The organism is Kineococcus haloalkalitolerans (assembly GCF_050871905.1).
GTDB lineage: Bacteria > Actinomycetota > Actinomycetes > Actinomycetales > Kineococcaceae > Kineococcus.
The window spans coordinates 35,138-51,287 of the sequence record NZ_JBJLSH010000019.1; the positions used below are offsets into that span (position 1 = coordinate 35,138).

Here is a 16,150-nt window from a genome sequence, read left to right on the forward strand (position 1 = left end):
GCTGGTAGACCCAGCAAGATCACGATGATCATGGACGGGTGAGTGTTCACCCGCGCATGATCACGGCAGGTGGGGAGAGGCGCGGAGGTCGGCAGGTCGCAGGGGTTGGACGGGCGCGGGACGGGCGGGGGCGGGTCAGCGCTTGCGCAGGTCGCGGGCCTCCTCGGCGCGGGTGACCACCTCGGCCAGGTCCGCGCCGGTGGCGGCGGTGACCGCGGCCGCCACCGCACCCTCCAGGAACGGCGCGTCCACCAGCGCCACCCGCTCCAGCTCGTCGTCGTCCAGGTCCGCCAGCCACGCCTTCGCCGTCAGCACCGCGCTGCCCAGGTCCACCAGCACCGCGACGTCGTCGCCGGCGTCCAGGCCGCGGCGGGCGGCGGCCTCCAGCGCGCCGGCGTCCGTGCCCAGCCGGCCGTCCGCCGTGCCGCCCACCGCCTCCAGCACCGCGCCGCCGGCGACCTGACCGGCCAGCTCCGCCACCCCCGCCGCCGCGGTCGCGCTGTGCGAGAGCAGGACCAGCCGCACGCTCACGCGGGCTCCCCCAGCGCGTCCGCCAGCGCCCGCAGCAGCAGCACCGACGACGCCGCACCCGGGTCGCGGTGCCCGGCGCTGCGCTCGCCCAGGTAGCTGGCCCGGCCCTTGCGCGCCACCAGCGCGTCGGTGGACTCCGCGCCCTCCTGCGCCGCGCGCACCGCGGCCCCCACCGCCTCCCGCAGCGCCGTCCCGGCCGCCACCTCCCGCTCCAGCGCCTCCACGGCCGGCAGCAGCGCGTCGACCATCGTCGCGTCGCCGACCTCCGCACCGCCCAGGCGCACCACCGCGTCCACGCCCGCGCGCAGCGCCCGCGCCAGCTCCGGCCCGCCCGCGGCGTCCACCCCCACCAGCGCCTTGCCCACCCGGCGCAGCGCCGTCCCGTACAGCGGTCCGCTGGCCCCGCCGACCGTGCTCACCAGCGTCGTGCCCGCCGCGCGCAGCACGTCGGCGGCCGTCGCCGGCGCGTCCGGGCCCTCCAGGGCCGCCAGCACCGCCACCGCGCCCCGGCGCAGGTTCACGCCGTGGTCGGAGTCGCCGATCGGGCGGTCCAGGTCCGTCAGCGCCACCGCGTCCTCCTGCACCAGCTGCGCGAACCGGCGCACCCAGGCGGTGGCCGCCGCCGCGTCCAGGACGCTCCCCCCCGCAGCGCTCTCCGGGCTCACGCGGATCACCGGCCCCAGCGCAGCGCCGGCGTCTGCACCGGCGCGTCCCACCAGCGGGTCAGCCGCTCGTCCAGCCGGCACACGCTGACCATGCTGCCCGCCATCTCCAGGCTCGTGACGTAGTTCCCGACCAGGGCGCGCACCACCCGGCCACCGCGCTCCTCCACCGCCGCGCGCACGTCCGCGGCCAGCACGTACAGCTCCAGCAGCGGCGTGCCGCCCATCCCGTTGACCATCAGCAGCACCTCCCCGTCCAGGGGCATGTCGTCGGCGATCGCCGCCACGCTCGTGCGCGCCACCTCGCGCGCCGGCGCCAGCGGGGCCCGCTCGCGGCCCGGCTCGCCGTGGATGCCGATGCCGACCTCCATCTCGCCGGCCGCCAGGTCGAAGCCCGGCCGGTCCGAGCCCGGGGTCGTGCACGCCGTCAGCGCCACCCCGAAGCTGCGGCTGCGCGAGACCACCTCGCGGCCCAGCGCCGCCAGCTCCCCCAGCTCCAGCCCCTCCTCCGCGGCCGCGCCCACGACCTTCTCCACGAACAGGGTGGCGCCCGTGCCGCGCCGGCCCGCCGTCCACGTGCTGTCGGTGACGGCCACGTCGTCGTCGACGAGCACCGTCTCCACCCGCACGTCCTCCTCGTCCGCCTCCTCCGCCGCCATCCGGAAGTTCAGGACGTCCCCGGTGTAGTTCTTCACCACGTGCAGGACGCCCGCGCCGGAGTCCACGGCCCGCGTGGCGGCCAGCACCTGGTCGGGCACGGGCGAGGTGAACACCGCCCCGCAGCAGGCGGCGTCGAGCATCCCGTGGCCGACGAACCCCGCGTGCAGGGGCTCGTGGCCCGACCCGCCCCCGGAGACGAGGCCGACCTTGCCCGGCCGGGGCCCGCCCGCGCGGCGCACCACCCGGTTCTCCAGGTCCACGTGCAGGTCGGGGTGGCACGCGGCCATACCGCGCAGCGCGTCGGGGACGGCTTCGGCGGGGTCGTTGAGCAGCTGGGCCACGGTTCCTCCAGGAGGCGCGACGCCGCGGCCGCCGGGAGCGTCCGCGCTGACGTGATCGGCAAGCTAGGCACGCGGTCAGCGGGTGTCAACGGACCCCCGGCACCACCCCGGGGCGGGTGCCGGGACGCTCGCGCGGGGGTGTCCTCAGCGCTCGCGCGGGCGAAGCTGCAGGGCCATCGCCTCCACCGCCAGCAGCGGGGCGACGTTCTGCGCCAGGCGCTCGCGGGCCAGCTGCACCGCCTCCGTGCGGCGCACCGTCTCCTCCGGGGAGCACTCCGCGGCCGCCCGGCGCAGCGCCGCGGCCACGTCGCCGTTGACGAGCTCCACCGGCGCGCCCAGCTGCACCACGAGCACGTCGCGGTAGAAGCCCAGCAGGTCCACCAGCGCGCGGTCCAGCACGTCGTTCTGCGCGCGCCGCGCCCGCCGCTTCTGGTCCTCCTCCAGCGCCCGCACCTGCGCGCGCACCGCCGGCGGCACCGGGGACGGACCGTCGGCGCCCAGCGAGCGCATCAGCTCGGCCTTCTCCCGGGCGTCGCGCTCGGCCGTGGACGCGCTCGCCTCCTCCGCGGCGACCTCCACCAGCTCCCCGGCCGCCACGACCGCGTCGCCCACCCCGCGCAGCCGCTCCGGCAGCCGCAGGACCTCCCGGCGGCGGATGCGCGCGCCCTCGTCGCGGGCCAGGCGCCGGGCCAGGCCGACGTGGCTCTGCGCCGCGCGGGCCGCGAACGCCGCCATCGCCGGGTCCACGCCGTCGCGGCGCACCAGCAGCTCGGCCACCGCGTCGGCCGGCGGCACCCGCAGCGGCACGTGCCGGGCGCGCGAGCGGATCGTCGGCAGCACGTCGTCGACGGCCGGCGCGCACAGCAGCCACACCGTCTGCGGCGGCGGCTCCTCGATGGTCTTCAGCAGCACGTTGCCGGACGTCTCGTTGAGCCGGTCGGCGTCCTCCACGACGACCACCCGCCAGCGGCCCACCGACGGGCGCCGCTGGGCGGTGGCGATGAGCGGCTCGACGTCCTGGCGACGGATCCACGTGTGCTCGGTGGCGAACACCGTGACGTCGGCGTGCGCGCCCGTCAGGGCTGTGCGGCAGCCCGCGCACGTCCCGCAGCCCACCCGCGCCGGGTCCTCGCACGCCAGGGCCGCGGCGAACGCGCGGGCGGCCACGGACCGCCCCGAGCCCGGCGGGCCCGTCAGCAGCCAGGCGTGCGTCATGCCCGCCGCGGCCACCCCGGCCACGGCCGCGGCACCCGCGGTCGTCGCGGCGGCCGCGGCCCGGGCCGCCGCGGCCGCGCGCGACAGCACCGCCACGGCCGGCTCCTGGCCGACGACCTGCGACCACACGCCCCCGGGGGCCCCCGACGGCGCGGCCGGGGCCGCCGCGGTGCTCACGCCCGGCCCGCCGCGGTGGCCGTCCCCAGCAGGACCGCGACCCGCTCGCGCACCGCGGCCGCCACCACCTCCGCCGGAGCCGTCGCGTCCACCACCAGGTAGCGGCCGGGGTCGCGGCGGGCCAGCAGCACGAACTGCTCGCGCACCCGCGCGTGGAAGGCCCGCGACTCCGCCTCCAGCCGGTCCTCGCCCGCCCGGGCGGCGTCGCGCCCGCGCCGGGCCGCCGCCGTGACCGGGTCCACGTCCAGGACCACCGTCAGGTCCGGGCGCAGCCCGGCCGTCGCCCACGCCGACAGGCGCTCCACCTCGTCCACCGCCAGCGCGCGGCCGGCGCCCTGGTAGGCCAGCGAGGAGTCCACGTACCGGTCCGTGACCACCACGGCGCCGCGCTCCAGCGCCGGGCGCACCACCTGCGCGACGTGCTGGGCGCGGTCGGCGGCGAACAGCAGCGCCTCCGCGCGCGGGTCCAGCACCGGCCCGCCCGGGGCGGCCAGCACCAGCGCGCGGACCTCGCGGCCCAGCTCCGTGCCCCCCGGCTCCCGCGTGACGACCACCTCGCGGCCGGTGCCGGCGAGGTGCTCGGCCAGCAGGCGCACCTGCGTGGACTTGCCCGAGCCGTCCCCGCCCTCCAGGGCGACGAAGGACCCCGGGAGGGCGGTGTCGGTCACGGGCGCCAGGGTAGGACCCCCCACCCACACCGCCCCGGACGCGCTCAGCCCTCCGCCGGAGCCGCCGCCTTCTTCGCCGCCGTCTTCTTCGCGGCGGCCTTCTTCGCCGGAGCCGTCTTCTTCGCGGCCGTCTTCTTCGCCGCCGCCTTCTTCGGCGCCGGGCCCTTGGCGCGCTTGTCCGCCAGCAGCTCCGCGGCCCGCTCCAGCGTCAGCGTCTCCGGGTCGTCGTCCTTGCGCAGCGTCGCGTTCGTCGTCCCGTCCGTCGCGTACGGGCCGAACCGGCCGTCCTTGACGACGATCGGCTGCCCCGTCTCCGGGTCCGGGCCCAGCTCCTTCAGCGGCGGCCGCGCCACCTGCCCGCGCCGGGTCTTCGGCTGCGCGTACACCGCCAGCGCCTCCGCCAGCGTGATGTCGAAGATCTGGTCCTCGCTCGCCAGCGACCGCGAGTCCGTGCCGCGCTTGAGGTACGGCCCGTACCGGCCGTTCTGCGCGGTGATCTCCTCACCGGACTCCGGGTCGGTGCCGACCACGCGCGGCAGCGACAGCAGCGCCAGCGCCTGCTCCAGCGTGACGGTCTCCACGGACATGTCCTTGAACAGCGACGACGTCCGCGGCTTGACCTTCGCCGCCTTCTTCGCGGTCTTCTTCGCCGCGGCGCGCTCCTCGACGGCCGTGGCCGGGGCGTCGTCCTCGAGCAGCTCGGTGACGTACGGGCCGTAGCGGCCCACGCGCGCCACCACCGTGCGGCCCGTCGCCGGGTCCTGCCCCAGCACGCGGTCGTCGTCGGACTGGGAGACCAGCAGCTCGCGCGCCTTCTCCACCGTCATCTCGTCCGGGGCGACGTCCTCGGGCACCGAGGCCTTCAGCAGCTCCCCGGTGTCGGCGTCCGGGCCCTCCAGGTACGGGCCGTAGCGGCCCACCCGCAGCACGATGCCCTCGCCGATCGGCACCGTGGAGATCTCCCGGGCGTCGATCGAACCGAGGTCGTCGGCCAGGCCCTTGATGCCCTCCGCGGCACCGCCGGACGGGCCGCCGCCGGGCGCCGGCGCCGCACCCGCGGGCCCCGCCGGGCCGCCCGCGCCGAAGTAGAAGCGCGTGAGCCAGTCCACCCGCTCGGCCTCGCCGCGGCTGATCGCGTCGAGGTCGTTCTCCATCGCGGCCGTGAAGTCGTAGTCCACCAGCCGCGGGAAGTGCTCCTCCAGCAGCCGCGTCACCGCGAACGCCAGCCAGGTCGGCACCAGCGCGGACCCCTTGTAGCGCACGTACCCGCGGTCGACGATCGTGGAGATGATCGAGGCGAAGGTCGACGGACGCCCGATCCCCTTCTCCTCCAGCGTCTTCACCAGCGTCGCCTCGGTGTAGCGCGGCGGCGGGGACGTCTCGTGCACGTCGGCGGCCAGGTCCGCCGCGCTCAGGGCGCTCCCCCGCTCCAGGGGCGGCAGCCGGCGCTCGGTGTCGGCCGCGTCCGCCCCGGCGTCGCGGACCTCGTCGCGGCCCTCCTCGTAGGCGGCGAGGAAACCGCGGAACGAGATGATCGTGCCGCTCGCGGAGAACTCCGCGTCGCGCCCGTCGGCCGACGTCGCGCCCAGGCGCACCGTCGCCGTCGTGCCCCGCGCGTCGTGCATCTGCGAGGCGACCGTGCGCTTCCAGATGAGGTCGTACAGGCGGAACTCGTCCCCGCGCAGCTCCCCCGACACCTGCGCCGGGGTGCGGAACACCTCGCCGGCGGGGCGGATCGCCTCGTGCGCCTCCTGCGCGTTCTTCGACTTCGAGGAGTACGCGCGCGGGCCGTCCGGCACGTACTCGGGCCCGTACAGCTCCCGGGCCTGCGCCCGCGCCGCCGCCAGCGCCTGCGCCGACAGCTGGATCGAGTCGGTGCGCATGTAGGTGATGTAGCCGCCCTCGTACAGCCGCTGCGCCGCGCGCATCGTGGCGCGCGCGTTCAGCCGCAGCTTGCGCGAGGCCTCCTGCTGCAGGGAGGAGGTGATGAACGGCGCCGCCGGGCGCCGCGAGTACGGCTTCTCCTCCACCGAGCGCACCGCGAACGCCGCGTCGTCCAGCGAGCGCGCCAGCGCCTCCGCCGCCGCCGCGTCCAGGTGCGCGACACCCGCGGACGCCGAGGAACGCTTGAGCTCCCCGGAGTCCTCGAAGTCGCGGCCCGTGGCCACGCGCGCGCCGTCCAGCTGCACCAGGCGCGCCGAGAACTCGCCCGCCTCCCCCCGCGGGGCGAAGCGGCCCGTCACGTCCGCGTACGTCGCCGCCCGGAACGCCATCCGCTCGCGCTCGCGCTCCACGCACAGGCGGGTCGCCACCGACTGCACGCGCCCGGCGGACAGGCCGGCGCGCACCTTGCGCCACAGCACCGGCGACAGCTCGTAGCCGTACAGGCGGTCCAGGATGCGGCGGGTCTCCTGCGCGTCGACGAGCCGGTCGTCGATGTCGCGCATCTCCTGCGCGGCCTGGCGGATCGCCTCGCGGGTGATCTCGCCGAACACCATCCGGCGGTACGGCACGCGCGGCTGCAGCGCCTGCACCAGGTGCCAGGCGATGGCCTCGCCCTCGCGGTCGCGGTCGGTGGCCAGGACGAGCTCGTCGACCTCCTTGAGCGCGCGCTTGAGCTCGGCGACCGTCTTGCGCTTGTCCGCGTCGACGACGTAGTAGGGGTCGAAGCCGTTCTCCACGTCCACGGCGAACTTGCCGTAGGGGCCCTTCTTGACGTCCTCGGGCAGCTGCGAGGGCTGCGGCAGGTCGCGGATGTGGCCGGCGCTGGCCTCGACGCGGTACCCCGGGCCCAGGTAGTCGGCGATCTTGGCGATCTTGCTCGCCGACTCCACGATCACGAGCCGGCGCAGGCCGTCGCTCGTGCCCGCGCTGGTCTGGGACTTCCCCGCCACCGACTGCCGTCCTCCCCGCGCCCTCCGGCGCACCCCCCGCCCGGCGCACCGCCGGCCGTCTCGTCCACGTCGTCCGCCCGCCAGCCTCGCACGCCGTCGCGGTACCGGGCGAACGCCCCGCGACGCCCCGGCGTGCCCCGGACCCCGACCGGGAGCCCCTCAGGAGGGGGGCAGGAGCAGCAGGCCGTCGCGCACCAGGTCGCGCACCCGCGGCAGCAGGCGGGCCCGCAGCGCCGGCGCGTCCTCCTCCAGCAGCACCGCCAGACCGGCCGCGACCTGCCCCACCGTCAGCTCCCCGTCGCACGCCCCGACCAGGCCCGCGAGGTCCCCGTCGGCCTGCACGACGCGGCGCAGACCGCCGCCCTGGCGCAGCAGCACCACGCGCGGGTCCGGCTCCCCCGGCGCGTGGTAGCGCTCGTCGCTGACGTCCGGCGCCACCCGCAGCGCCGTGCCCGCCAGCGCCTCGTCGTCCAGCACCGCCAGCCGGTCGTGCGCGACCAGCCCCGCGGCGAACACCCCGCCCAGCGGGTCGTCCACCCCCGACAGGACCTCCTCGAAGCGGCGCAGCGTCGGCGGACCGGCCACCGGCCGGCGCAGCGTCACCACCCCGAAGCCGACGCCCGTGACGCCGCGCGCCTCGAAGTCGTCCAGCCACGCCGCGTACAGCTCGTCGAACGCCGCCCCCGGCTTCTGCCCCCCGTCGCGGATCCACGTCTCGGCGTACAGCGCCGGGTCGGCGACCTCGCGCTGCACGACCCACGCGTCCAGGCCCGTGCCCTCCAGCCAGCCCTCCAGGCGCTGGGCCCAGTCGTCCTCGCCGTGGTACTCCCAGTTGCCCAGCAGCTGCGCTACCCCGCCGGGCGCCAGGACGCCGCCCACCTCGGCGAACAGGCGGCGCACCAGGCTGTCGCCGGACATCCCGCCGTCGCGGTACTCGTACTGCGGCACCCCCTCCCGGCGCGGGGTGATGACGAACGGCGGGTTCGAGACCACCAGGTCGAACAGCTCGCCGTCGGCGACCGGCTCCAGCAGGGAGCCCTGCCGCAGGTCCAGCGCCACGCCGTTGAGGGCGGCGTTGACGGCCGCCAGGTCCAGTGCGCGCTCGGAGGTGTCGGTGGCCACGACGCGGCGCGCGTGCCGGGCCGCGTGCAGGGCCTGCACGCCGCAGCCGGTGCCCACGTCCAGCACCGAGCCCACCGGCGTGCGGACCGTCGCCCGCGCCAGCGTCAGGGACGCCCCGCCGACCCCCAGGACGTGGTCGGGGGCCAGCGCCCGCCCGGTGGCCAGCTCCCCCAGGTCCGAGACCAGCCACCAGTCCGCCGGGCTGCCGTCCCCGGCGCCGTCGTCGACGCGGTACGGGCGCAGGTCCACCAGCGGGCGCACCGCGTCGCCCGGGGCCGCGCCCGCGGCGGCGAGCAGACCCAGCGCGGCGGCGCCGTCGGTGCCGGTGCGCGGCAGCGCCGCGTCCACCTCGGCCCGCGTCACCTCCCGGCCCAGCGTGCAGCAGCGCAGCAGCACCGACGCCGGCCCGCCCGCCCGCTCGGCGGCCCGCAGCGCCGGCAGCGCCTGCTCGCGGTCCAGCGCGCGGGAGGCGACGTCGCCCACCAGCTCCTGCACGCCGTCGACGGTGTAGCCGGCCTCGGCGAGGTCCTCGCGCAGCCGGGCCAGCAGTTCCCTGGGGTCCACGCCGCGATCCTGCCAAGGCGCCCGCCGCTCGCCCGCGGTCGGGTCAGTCGCGCTCGCTGCGGCGCGCGCGGCGCTCGCGGCCCGTCAGGTCCACCGAGCCGTCGGTCAGCGCGTCCTCCTCGCCGGCGACCGCCCGCCCCGGACCGGTCGTGGGCGCCGACATGTCCACGCGGCGGCTGCGGCTGAGCGCCACCGCGGCGACGATGACGGCCGTGGCCGCGGCGGCGATGCCGTACCGCAGCCAGTTGTTCGCGTCGGGGCCGATGCTCAGCGTCACCACGGCGGGCGCCACGAGCAGCGCGACGAGGTTCATCACCTTCAGCAGCGGGTTGATCGCCGGGCCCGCGGTGTCCTTGAACGGGTCGCCGACCGTGTCGCCGATGACCGTCGCCGCGTGCGCCTCCGACCCCTTGCCGCCGTGCAGGCCGTCCTCGACGAGCTTCTTCGCGTTGTCCCACGCACCGCCGGAGTTGGCCAGGAACACGGCCATGAGGACGCCCGCGGCGATCGCCCCGCCCAGGAACCCGGCCAGCGGGCCGACCCCCAGGCCGAAGCCCACCGCGATGGGTGCGAACGCCGCCAGCAGACCCGGGGTCGCCAGCTCGCGCAGCGCGTCGCGCGTGCACAGGTCCACGACCCGGCCGTGGTCGGGGCGCTCCTCGCCGGTCATGATCCCCGGGCGCTCGGCGAACTGCCGGCGGACCTCGACGACCACCGCGCCGGCCGAGCGGCCCACCGCGTTGATCGCCAGGCCCGAGAACAGGAAGACCACCGCCGCGCCCAGCAGCACGCCCACCAGCGTCGTCGGCGTCGTGATGCTGACGTCGCCGATGGTGCGGCTCAGGTACGCCGACGGCGCCTCCTGCAGCGTGGCCTGCACCTCCTGGATGCGGGAGAGCACCGCCTCCTGGTAGGAGCCGAACAGCGCGGTGGCCGCCAGCACGGCCGTGGCGATCGCGATGCCCTTGGTGACGGCCTTCGTGGTGTTGCCGACGGCGTCCAGCTCGGTGAGGACGGCGGCGCCGTCGCCGTCGACGTCGCCGCTCATCTCCGCGATGCCCTGCGCGTTGTCGCTGACCGGGCCGAAGGTGTCCATCGCGACGATGACGCCGACGGTGGTCAGCAGGCCGCAGCCGGCCAGCGCGATGAGGAACATCGCCAGCGTGAGGACGCCGCCGGCCAGCAGGAACACCGCGAACACGGCACCGGCCAGCACGAGCGTCGTGTAGACCGCCGACTCCAGGCCCAGGCCGATGCCGGAGAGCACGACCGTGGCCGCGCCCGTGCGCGAGGAGTCCGCCACGTCGCGGGTCGGGGTCGCCTCGGTGCCCGTGAAGTGGCCGGTGATCCACAGGATGAGCACGGCCAGCAGCACGCCGAGGAAGACCGCCGCCAGCGCCACCATCCGCGGGTCGCCGTCGAGGACCGCGACGTCGTCGGCGGCGCCGGGCAGCTCCGCGAACGTGCCGGGCAGGTAGAGGAAGCAGGCCACGGCCGTGCCGACGAGCGCGATGACCGCGGAGACGTAGAAGCCGTTCTGGATGGACGTCAGGCCCGAGACCCCGGGCCGGGCGCGCACCAGCACCACCCCCAGCGCCGCGGTGACCGCGCCGATCGCCGGCACCAGCAGCGGCAGCACCAGACCGGCCTCGCCGAAGGCGATCTGGCCGAGGATGACGCCGGCGACGATGGTGACGGCGTAGCTCTCGAACAGGTCGGCGGCCATGCCGGCGCAGTCGCCGACGTTGTCGCCGACGTTGTCGGCGATGGTCGCCGGGTTGCGCGGGTCGTCCTCGGGGATGCCCTGCTCGATCTTGCCGACGAGGTCGGCGCCGACGTCGGCGGCCTTGGTGAAGATGCCGCCGCCCACCCGCATGAACATCGCCAGCAGCGCGGCGCCGAAGCCGAAGCCCTCCAGCACGGTGGGCGCGTCGGAGCGGAACACCAACACGGTGACCGCGGCACCCAGCAGGCCCAGGCCCACGGTCGTCATGCCCACCACGCCGCCGGTGCGGAAGGCGATGCGCATGCCCGTCTCCCGGCCGCCCGCCCCGTCCCGCGCGGCCGCGGCCACGCGCACGTTGGCGCGCACCGCCAAGGACATGCCGAGGTAGCCGATCGCGGCGGAGAACACGGCGCCCACGAGGAACGCGGCGCTGCGGGCCGCGCGCAGGTCCCAGCCCTCCGCGGGCAGCGCCAGCAGCAGCACCATGACGGCCGCCGCGAACCACACCAGGGTGCGGAACTGGCGGCGCAGGTACGCCGAGGCGCCCTCCTGCACGGCCGCGGCGATGGTGCGCATCCCCTCGGTGCCCTCGCCGTGGGCGAGGACCTGCCGGCGGAAGACCACCGCGGCGAGGAGGGAGGCGAGCGCGACCACCGCCACACCGGCCACGACCACCTGGCCGGTGCCGGTGAGGTCCGTACCGCCGGCGGGAGCCGGTGCGACAGCGGGGAGAGCGGTCAGGGTGGCGAGAGGCATCCGGTCCTCCTCGACGCGGGGCGGTGCCCGGCGCCGTCAGGACGCCATGATCACCGAGGTCGGACCAGAGTAGGGCCGCCCGCCGCCGACTGCTACGCGGCGCGCGGCCTCGTCACCGCGCGTACCGCGAGGCGCGGGCCAGGGGTGCGCCCGGCACGTCGGCGGGCTCCTCCGGGGGCAGCTGCCACGACAGCAGGACACCCCCCTCACCACCGGCCTCCCGCGGGTCCTCCGTGGTCCCCGGGACGGCGACCAGGTCGGCCATGCCCTCCAGCAGGGCCAGGGCCAGCGGGTCCTCCGGCTCGGTCTCCGGCGGCAGGGGCGCGCCGTCGTGGCGCCGCTCCAGGACGGTCACCTCGAGGCGGCGGTCGTCGTCGCACAGGCGCATGTCGACGATGCCGTCGGCGGGGCTGCGCCCGACGGCGCGGGCGCACGCCTCACCGATGGCGATGCGGATCTCGTCCAGCTGACCCTCGCCGAAGCCGGCGCGACGGGCGACCGAGACGGCCACCAGTCGCGCCGTGCGCACGTGCTCGGCCAGCGGCGAGAACCGCAGGGCGACGGTCGGCACGTCCTCAGGAGGCCGCGCCGGCCCCGTCCACGGACGCCGAGGCCGCGATCGCGTCGGCGACGGTGTCGTGGATGGGGAAGACCTTCGTCAGGCCCGTGATGCGGAAGACCTTGAGGATCTTCTCGCGCTGGCACACCAGGTGCAGGGAGCCGTCGTGCGAGCGGACGCGCTTGAGACCGCCGACGAGCACACCGAGCCCGGTGGAGTCGAGGAACTCCACGCCCTCCATGTCCACCACGAGGTGGTGGTGCCCGGCGCCCACGAGTTCGTTGAGCCGCTCGCGCAGGGTCGGTGCCGTGTAGACGTCGATCTCACCGGACACCTCGACGACGGTCCGGCCGCTCTCCTCGCGGCTGGTCACCGACAGGTCCACGCAGACCCCTCCTCGCTGCTGGCCGTTCTCCGGCGCGCCGATCGGCGCGCCCCTGGCATTCAACCATCGCGCTGCGTGAGGGGCGCGTCGTGGAGCGCAGCCGCGGTCCGGCGCGGGCCGCGGCGGGGGCAGACTCCAGGGGTGAGCGCGCGCACGGGCACCGGGGAACCGGGAGGCCCCGGCGCCCCGGCCGGGCCCGCCCGGGCGCTGCTGCGGCGGGGGGCGGACACGGGCCGGTTGCGGCACGTGGAGGTGCTGCCGGCGCGCGCGGGCGAGCGCGCGCCGTGGCCGGGGTGGGCGGACCCGGAGGTCGTGGCGGCGCTGGCGCGCAGCACCGGCGGGCTGCCCTGGCGGCACCAGGTCGAGGCGGCCGGGCACGTGCGCGCGGGCCGCTCCACCGTGCTGGCCGCGGGGACCGCCTCGGGCAAGTCGCTGGCCTTCCAGCTGCCCGTGCTGACCGCGCTGCGCGGCGGGGACCGCGACGAGGCTCCGGGCGGGGGTCGGGGCGGGGGTCCGGCCCGGTGGGGCGGGCGGGTGTGCACGGCGCTGTACCTGTCGCCGACGAAGGCGCTGGCCGCCGACCAGGAGTCGCGGCTGCGGGCGCTGGACGTGCCCGGGGTGGTGGCGGCCACCTACGACGGGGACACCCCGCCGGAGGTGCGCCGCTGGGTGCGCGAGCACGCCGGCCTGGTGCTGACGAACGTCGACATGCTGCACCGCTCGGTCCTGCCCGGGCACGAGCACTGGGCGTCCTTCCTGCGCCGGCTGCGCTACGTGGTGGTCGACGAGCTGCACGGCTACCGCGGGGTGTTCGGCTCGCACGCCGCGGCCGTCCTGCGCCGGCTGCGGCGCCTGGCGCGCCGCTACGGCGCCGACCCGGTGTTCGTCCTGGCCTCCGCCACGGTCGCCGACCCCGCCACCACGGCCCGCCGGCTGACGGGCGTGGACGTCGTGGCGGTCACGGAGGACACCTCGCAGCGGCCGGAGCTGACCGTGGCGCTGTGGGAGCCGCCGATGGTGCAGCCACCCGTGGACGACCCGCGCGGGAGCCCGTCCGTGGACCCGCCGGGCCCGGCGGCGGGGCGGGTGCCGGCGGCGCAGCGGCGCAGCGCGACGGCGGAGACGGCCGACCTGCTCGCCGACCTCGTCGAGGACGGGGTGCGGACGCTGGCCTTCGTGCGCAGCCGCACGGCGGCCGAGTCCGTCGCGGCGGGCGCGCGCCGGCGCCTGGCGGAGGTGGGCCCGGACCTGCCGGAGCAGGTCGTCGCCTACCGCGGCGGGTACCTGCCGGAGGAGCGGCGGGCGCTGGAGCAGGACCTGCGCACGGGCCGGGTGCGGGGCATGGCGGCGACGCGCGCGCTGGAGCTGGGCGTGGACGTGGCCGGGCTGGACGCCGTGCTGGTGGCCGGGTGGCCGGGCACCCGGGCGTCCTTCTGGCAGCAGCTGGGCCGGGCCGGCCGGCGCGGCACGCCCGCGCTGGGGGTGTTCGTGGCGCGCGACGACCCGCTGGACACCTTCCTGGTGCACCACCCGGAGGCGCTGCTGGGGGCGGGGGTGGAGGCCACCGTCCTGGACCCCGACAACCCGTACGTCCTGGCGCCGCACCTGTGCGCGGCGGCGCAGGAGCTGCCGCTGACCGAGGAGGACCTGCCCGCGTTCGGGCCGGCGGCGGCCGACGTGGTGGAGCTGCTCGTGCAGCGGCGCCTGCTGCGCCGGCGCAGCACCGGCTGGTACTGGACGCGCCGGGACCGGGCCAGCGACCTGACCGACCTGCGCGGCGCCGGGGGCACCGTGCGGGTGCTGGAGGCCGGCACGGGGCGGGTGCTGGGCACGGTGGAGGCCGGGTCGGCGGACGCGCAGGTGCACCGCGGGGCCGTGCACGTGCACCGCGGGGAGACCTGGGTCGTCGACGAGCTGGACCTGGAGGAGTCGCTGGCGCTGGTGCACCGCGAGGAGCCCGGCTGGACGACGCACGCCCGCACCTCGCACGACGTGCGGGTGCTGCAGGAGGACTCCCGCGCCGAGCACGGGCCGGTGACGGTGTCGCGGGGCGTGGTGGAGGTGACGTCGCAGGTCACCGGCTTCCTGCGCCGGCGCGCCGGGACGGGGCAGGTGCTCGGCGAGGAGCCGCTGGACCTGCCGGTGCGGCGGCTGCGCACCCGGTCGGTGTGGTGGACCCTCGACGAGGAGGTCGCGCTGACCGCGCTGGGCGCGGAGGGCCACGGCGGGGCGGCGGCCCGGCTGCCCGGCGCCCTGCACGCGGCCGAGCACGCCTCGATCGGGCTGCTGCCGCTGCTGGCCACGTGCGACCGCGGTGATCTCGGCGGGCTGTCCACCGCGGCGCACCCGCACACCGGCCGGCCCACCGTCTTCGTGCACGACAGCGTCCCGGGCGGCGCCGGCTTCGCCGACCGCGGCGCGGACCGGCTGCGCGGGTGGCTGGCCGCCACCCGCGACGCCGTGCGCTCGTGCCGCTGCGAGGACGGCTGCCCCGCCTGCGTGCAGTCGCCCAAGTGCGGCAACGGCAACGAGCCGCTCGACAAGGCCGGTGCCGTGGCCGTCCTCGACGTGCTGCTGGCGGCGCTGCCGCCGGAGGTCACGGACGGCGCGGGCGGCGTGGACGGCGCGGCTCACCCGCCGGTCCCCTGAGCGCTGCCGGCGGGCGGAGCGGCGGCACCGGCGCGCGCCGCGGCGCGGGCGGGCCCGAGAGCGCCCAGCGGGCCGGTCACCGGCACCGCGACGCGCACGAGCACCGACCCGTCGGCCGCGGGGGCGCACTCCACGAACGCGGGGACCGCGGCGCCCGGTGCGGCGGCGCCGTGGGCGGCGACCACCCGCCCCGCCCGCTCGCAGGGCACCCCGCCCGCGCGGCCTAGGAGGACGTCGGCGGCCGCGAGCGCCGCGAGGTCGGCGGCCGACGCGGCGCGGTGCCGGGCCAGGACGGCGCCGCCCAGGGCGAGCACCAGGAGCAACGCCGTCAGCGCGACGCACCCCAGGGCCAGGACGAGGACCGTCCCGCTGCCGCGGTCGGGACCGCCGGCGCTGCGCGGAGGTGCCGGGACCCTCAGCACGGGCGCCTCACCCCGTCCCCACCGGCTGCTCCAGCGCCGCGGTGGCCGAGGCGCGAGCGAGGACCCGGCCGCCGAGCGGACCCGCGAGGGACTGCGGGCTGGCCACGTCCACCACGACGAGGCCAGCGGTGCGCCGCACGGTTACCCGCGCCCCGGGCGGAGCCAGGGCGGCCGCGCTGGCGCGGACGACGTCACCGGGCTCACCGCGGGCCGCGGCGCGCGCGCCGGCGCGGGCCGCGTCGACGCAGTCGAGCTGCACCACGACGAGCCGGGCGGCGGTGAGGAGCACCACCAGCAGCACGAGCACCGCCGGCAGCGCCGCGGCCAGCTCGACGGTGGCCGACCCGCGGTCGGCGGCGCCCCGCCGCGGACGGCGGCCTCGGCGGCCGGTGGGGCGGCCGCCCGGGGCGGGACGCGGCGCGCTCACGCCAGGGTCAGGGCCTGGCGCACGACGCCGAGGAGGAGCTCGCGCACCTCGTCGCTGCGCAGCAGCGCGACGAGCAGACCGGCGAAGCCGACGGCCGCGAGCGTGGCCATCGCGTACTCGGCCGTGGCCATGCCCGCGTCGCGGGGTGCGCCGGCGTCGGTCGGAGGGGTCGTCGCGGGGGTCGCCGCGGGGGTCGCCGCGGGGGTCGCCGCGGGGGTCGCCGCGGGGGTCGTGGTGGTGGGGGCGGTGCGGGTCATGTCTCCTCCTGGGGTGGGGCGGCCGGGCGCTGCCGGCGGGACGGCTCACGGTGTCCGCGGCGGGGCCGGGGCGGGCGGGCCGCGGGAGCGCGCTGTGGACGACGGGGCCCGGAGCCGCCTGTGGTCCCCGGGGCG

At 77.6% G+C, this 16,150-nt stretch carries 14 protein-coding genes; 1 reads left to right on the top strand and 13 read right to left on the bottom strand.

The window, feature by feature from the left end:
- Nucleotides 1-135 precede the first annotated feature (135 nt).
- The 10 genes from ACRYMY_RS09485 to ACRYMY_RS09530 form a co-directional block, all read right to left on the bottom strand.
- Nucleotides 136-525, bottom strand: a complete 390-nt coding sequence (locus ACRYMY_RS09485; RefSeq protein ID WP_432547048.1) for a PTS-dependent dihydroxyacetone kinase phosphotransferase subunit DhaM — start codon at nucleotides 523-525, stop codon at nucleotides 136-138.
- Between the two features lie 2 nt (nucleotides 526-527).
- Nucleotides 528-1,196 (bottom strand): dihydroxyacetone kinase subunit DhaL, encoded by a 669-nt coding sequence (gene dhaL, locus ACRYMY_RS09490; protein ID WP_432547018.1) that lies wholly within the window; start codon nucleotides 1,194-1,196, stop codon nucleotides 528-530.
- 5 nt (nucleotides 1,197-1,201) lie between these two features.
- Nucleotides 1,202-2,194 carry a dihydroxyacetone kinase subunit DhaK gene (dhaK, locus tag ACRYMY_RS09495; protein WP_432547019.1) on the bottom strand — a complete coding sequence of 331 codons (993 nt, stop codon included), beginning with the start codon at nucleotides 2,192-2,194 and terminating at the stop codon, nucleotides 1,202-1,204.
- A gap of 144 nt (nucleotides 2,195-2,338) precedes the next feature.
- Nucleotides 2,339-3,586, bottom strand: a complete 1,248-nt coding sequence (locus tag ACRYMY_RS09500) for a DNA polymerase III subunit delta' (RefSeq protein ID WP_432547020.1) — start codon at nucleotides 3,584-3,586, stop codon at nucleotides 2,339-2,341.
- On the bottom strand, nucleotides 3,583-4,254 hold the full coding sequence (gene tmk, locus ACRYMY_RS09505; protein ID WP_432547021.1) for a dTMP kinase: 672 nt from the start codon (nucleotides 4,252-4,254) through the stop codon (nucleotides 3,583-3,585). Before tmk ends, ACRYMY_RS09500 begins: the two co-directional genes overlap by 4 nt.
- Before the next feature lie 44 nt (nucleotides 4,255-4,298).
- Nucleotides 4,299-7,148: a type I DNA topoisomerase gene (topA, locus tag ACRYMY_RS09510; RefSeq protein ID WP_432547022.1), complete on the bottom strand. Its 2,850-nt coding sequence runs from the start codon at nucleotides 7,146-7,148 to the stop codon at nucleotides 4,299-4,301.
- 159 nt (nucleotides 7,149-7,307) lie between these two features.
- On the bottom strand, nucleotides 7,308-8,834 hold the full coding sequence (locus tag ACRYMY_RS09515) for a DUF7059 domain-containing protein (RefSeq protein WP_432547023.1): 1,527 nt from the start codon (nucleotides 8,832-8,834) through the stop codon (nucleotides 7,308-7,310).
- A 43-nt stretch (nucleotides 8,835-8,877) separates the two neighbouring features.
- Nucleotides 8,878-11,316, bottom strand: a complete 2,439-nt coding sequence (locus ACRYMY_RS09520; RefSeq protein WP_432547024.1) for a sodium-translocating pyrophosphatase — start codon at nucleotides 11,314-11,316, stop codon at nucleotides 8,878-8,880.
- 112 nt (nucleotides 11,317-11,428) lie between these two features.
- Nucleotides 11,429-11,887 carry an ATP-binding protein gene (locus ACRYMY_RS09525; RefSeq protein ID WP_432547025.1) on the bottom strand — a complete coding sequence of 153 codons (459 nt, stop codon included), beginning with the start codon at nucleotides 11,885-11,887 and terminating at the stop codon, nucleotides 11,429-11,431.
- Between the two features lie 4 nt (nucleotides 11,888-11,891).
- The gene (locus tag ACRYMY_RS09530; RefSeq protein WP_432547026.1) at nucleotides 11,892-12,260 is read right to left on the bottom strand and encodes an STAS domain-containing protein; all 369 of its coding nucleotides are present in this window, start codon (nucleotides 12,258-12,260) and stop codon (nucleotides 11,892-11,894) included.
- A gap of 141 nt (nucleotides 12,261-12,401) precedes the next feature.
- Between ACRYMY_RS09530 and ACRYMY_RS09535 the strand changes: the two genes are divergently transcribed.
- Nucleotides 12,402-14,909: a DEAD/DEAH box helicase gene (locus ACRYMY_RS09535; protein WP_432547027.1), complete on the top strand. Its 2,508-nt coding sequence runs from the start codon at nucleotides 12,402-12,404 to the stop codon at nucleotides 14,907-14,909.
- Here the strand turns inward: ACRYMY_RS09535 and ACRYMY_RS09540 are convergent.
- The 3 genes from ACRYMY_RS09540 to ACRYMY_RS09550 are packed head-to-tail and all read right to left on the bottom strand — an operon-like array spanning nucleotide 14,891 to nucleotide 16,015.
- Nucleotides 14,891-15,331 (bottom strand): Rv3654c family TadE-like protein, encoded by a 441-nt coding sequence (locus tag ACRYMY_RS09540; RefSeq protein ID WP_432547028.1) that lies wholly within the window; start codon nucleotides 15,329-15,331, stop codon nucleotides 14,891-14,893. The two genes, ACRYMY_RS09535 and ACRYMY_RS09540, sit on opposite strands and share 19 nt — an antisense overlap.
- Nucleotides 15,332-15,338: 7 nt before the next feature.
- Nucleotides 15,339-15,758, bottom strand: coding sequence for a TadE family type IV pilus minor pilin (locus tag ACRYMY_RS09545; RefSeq protein WP_432547029.1), 420 nt, complete (start codon nucleotides 15,756-15,758; stop codon nucleotides 15,339-15,341).
- The gene (locus ACRYMY_RS09550; protein WP_432547030.1) at nucleotides 15,755-16,015 is read right to left on the bottom strand and encodes a DUF4244 domain-containing protein; all 261 of its coding nucleotides are present in this window, start codon (nucleotides 16,013-16,015) and stop codon (nucleotides 15,755-15,757) included. The genes ACRYMY_RS09545 and ACRYMY_RS09550 overlap by 4 nt, the downstream gene beginning before the upstream one ends.
- Between the last annotated feature and the right edge of the window lie 135 nt (nucleotides 16,016-16,150).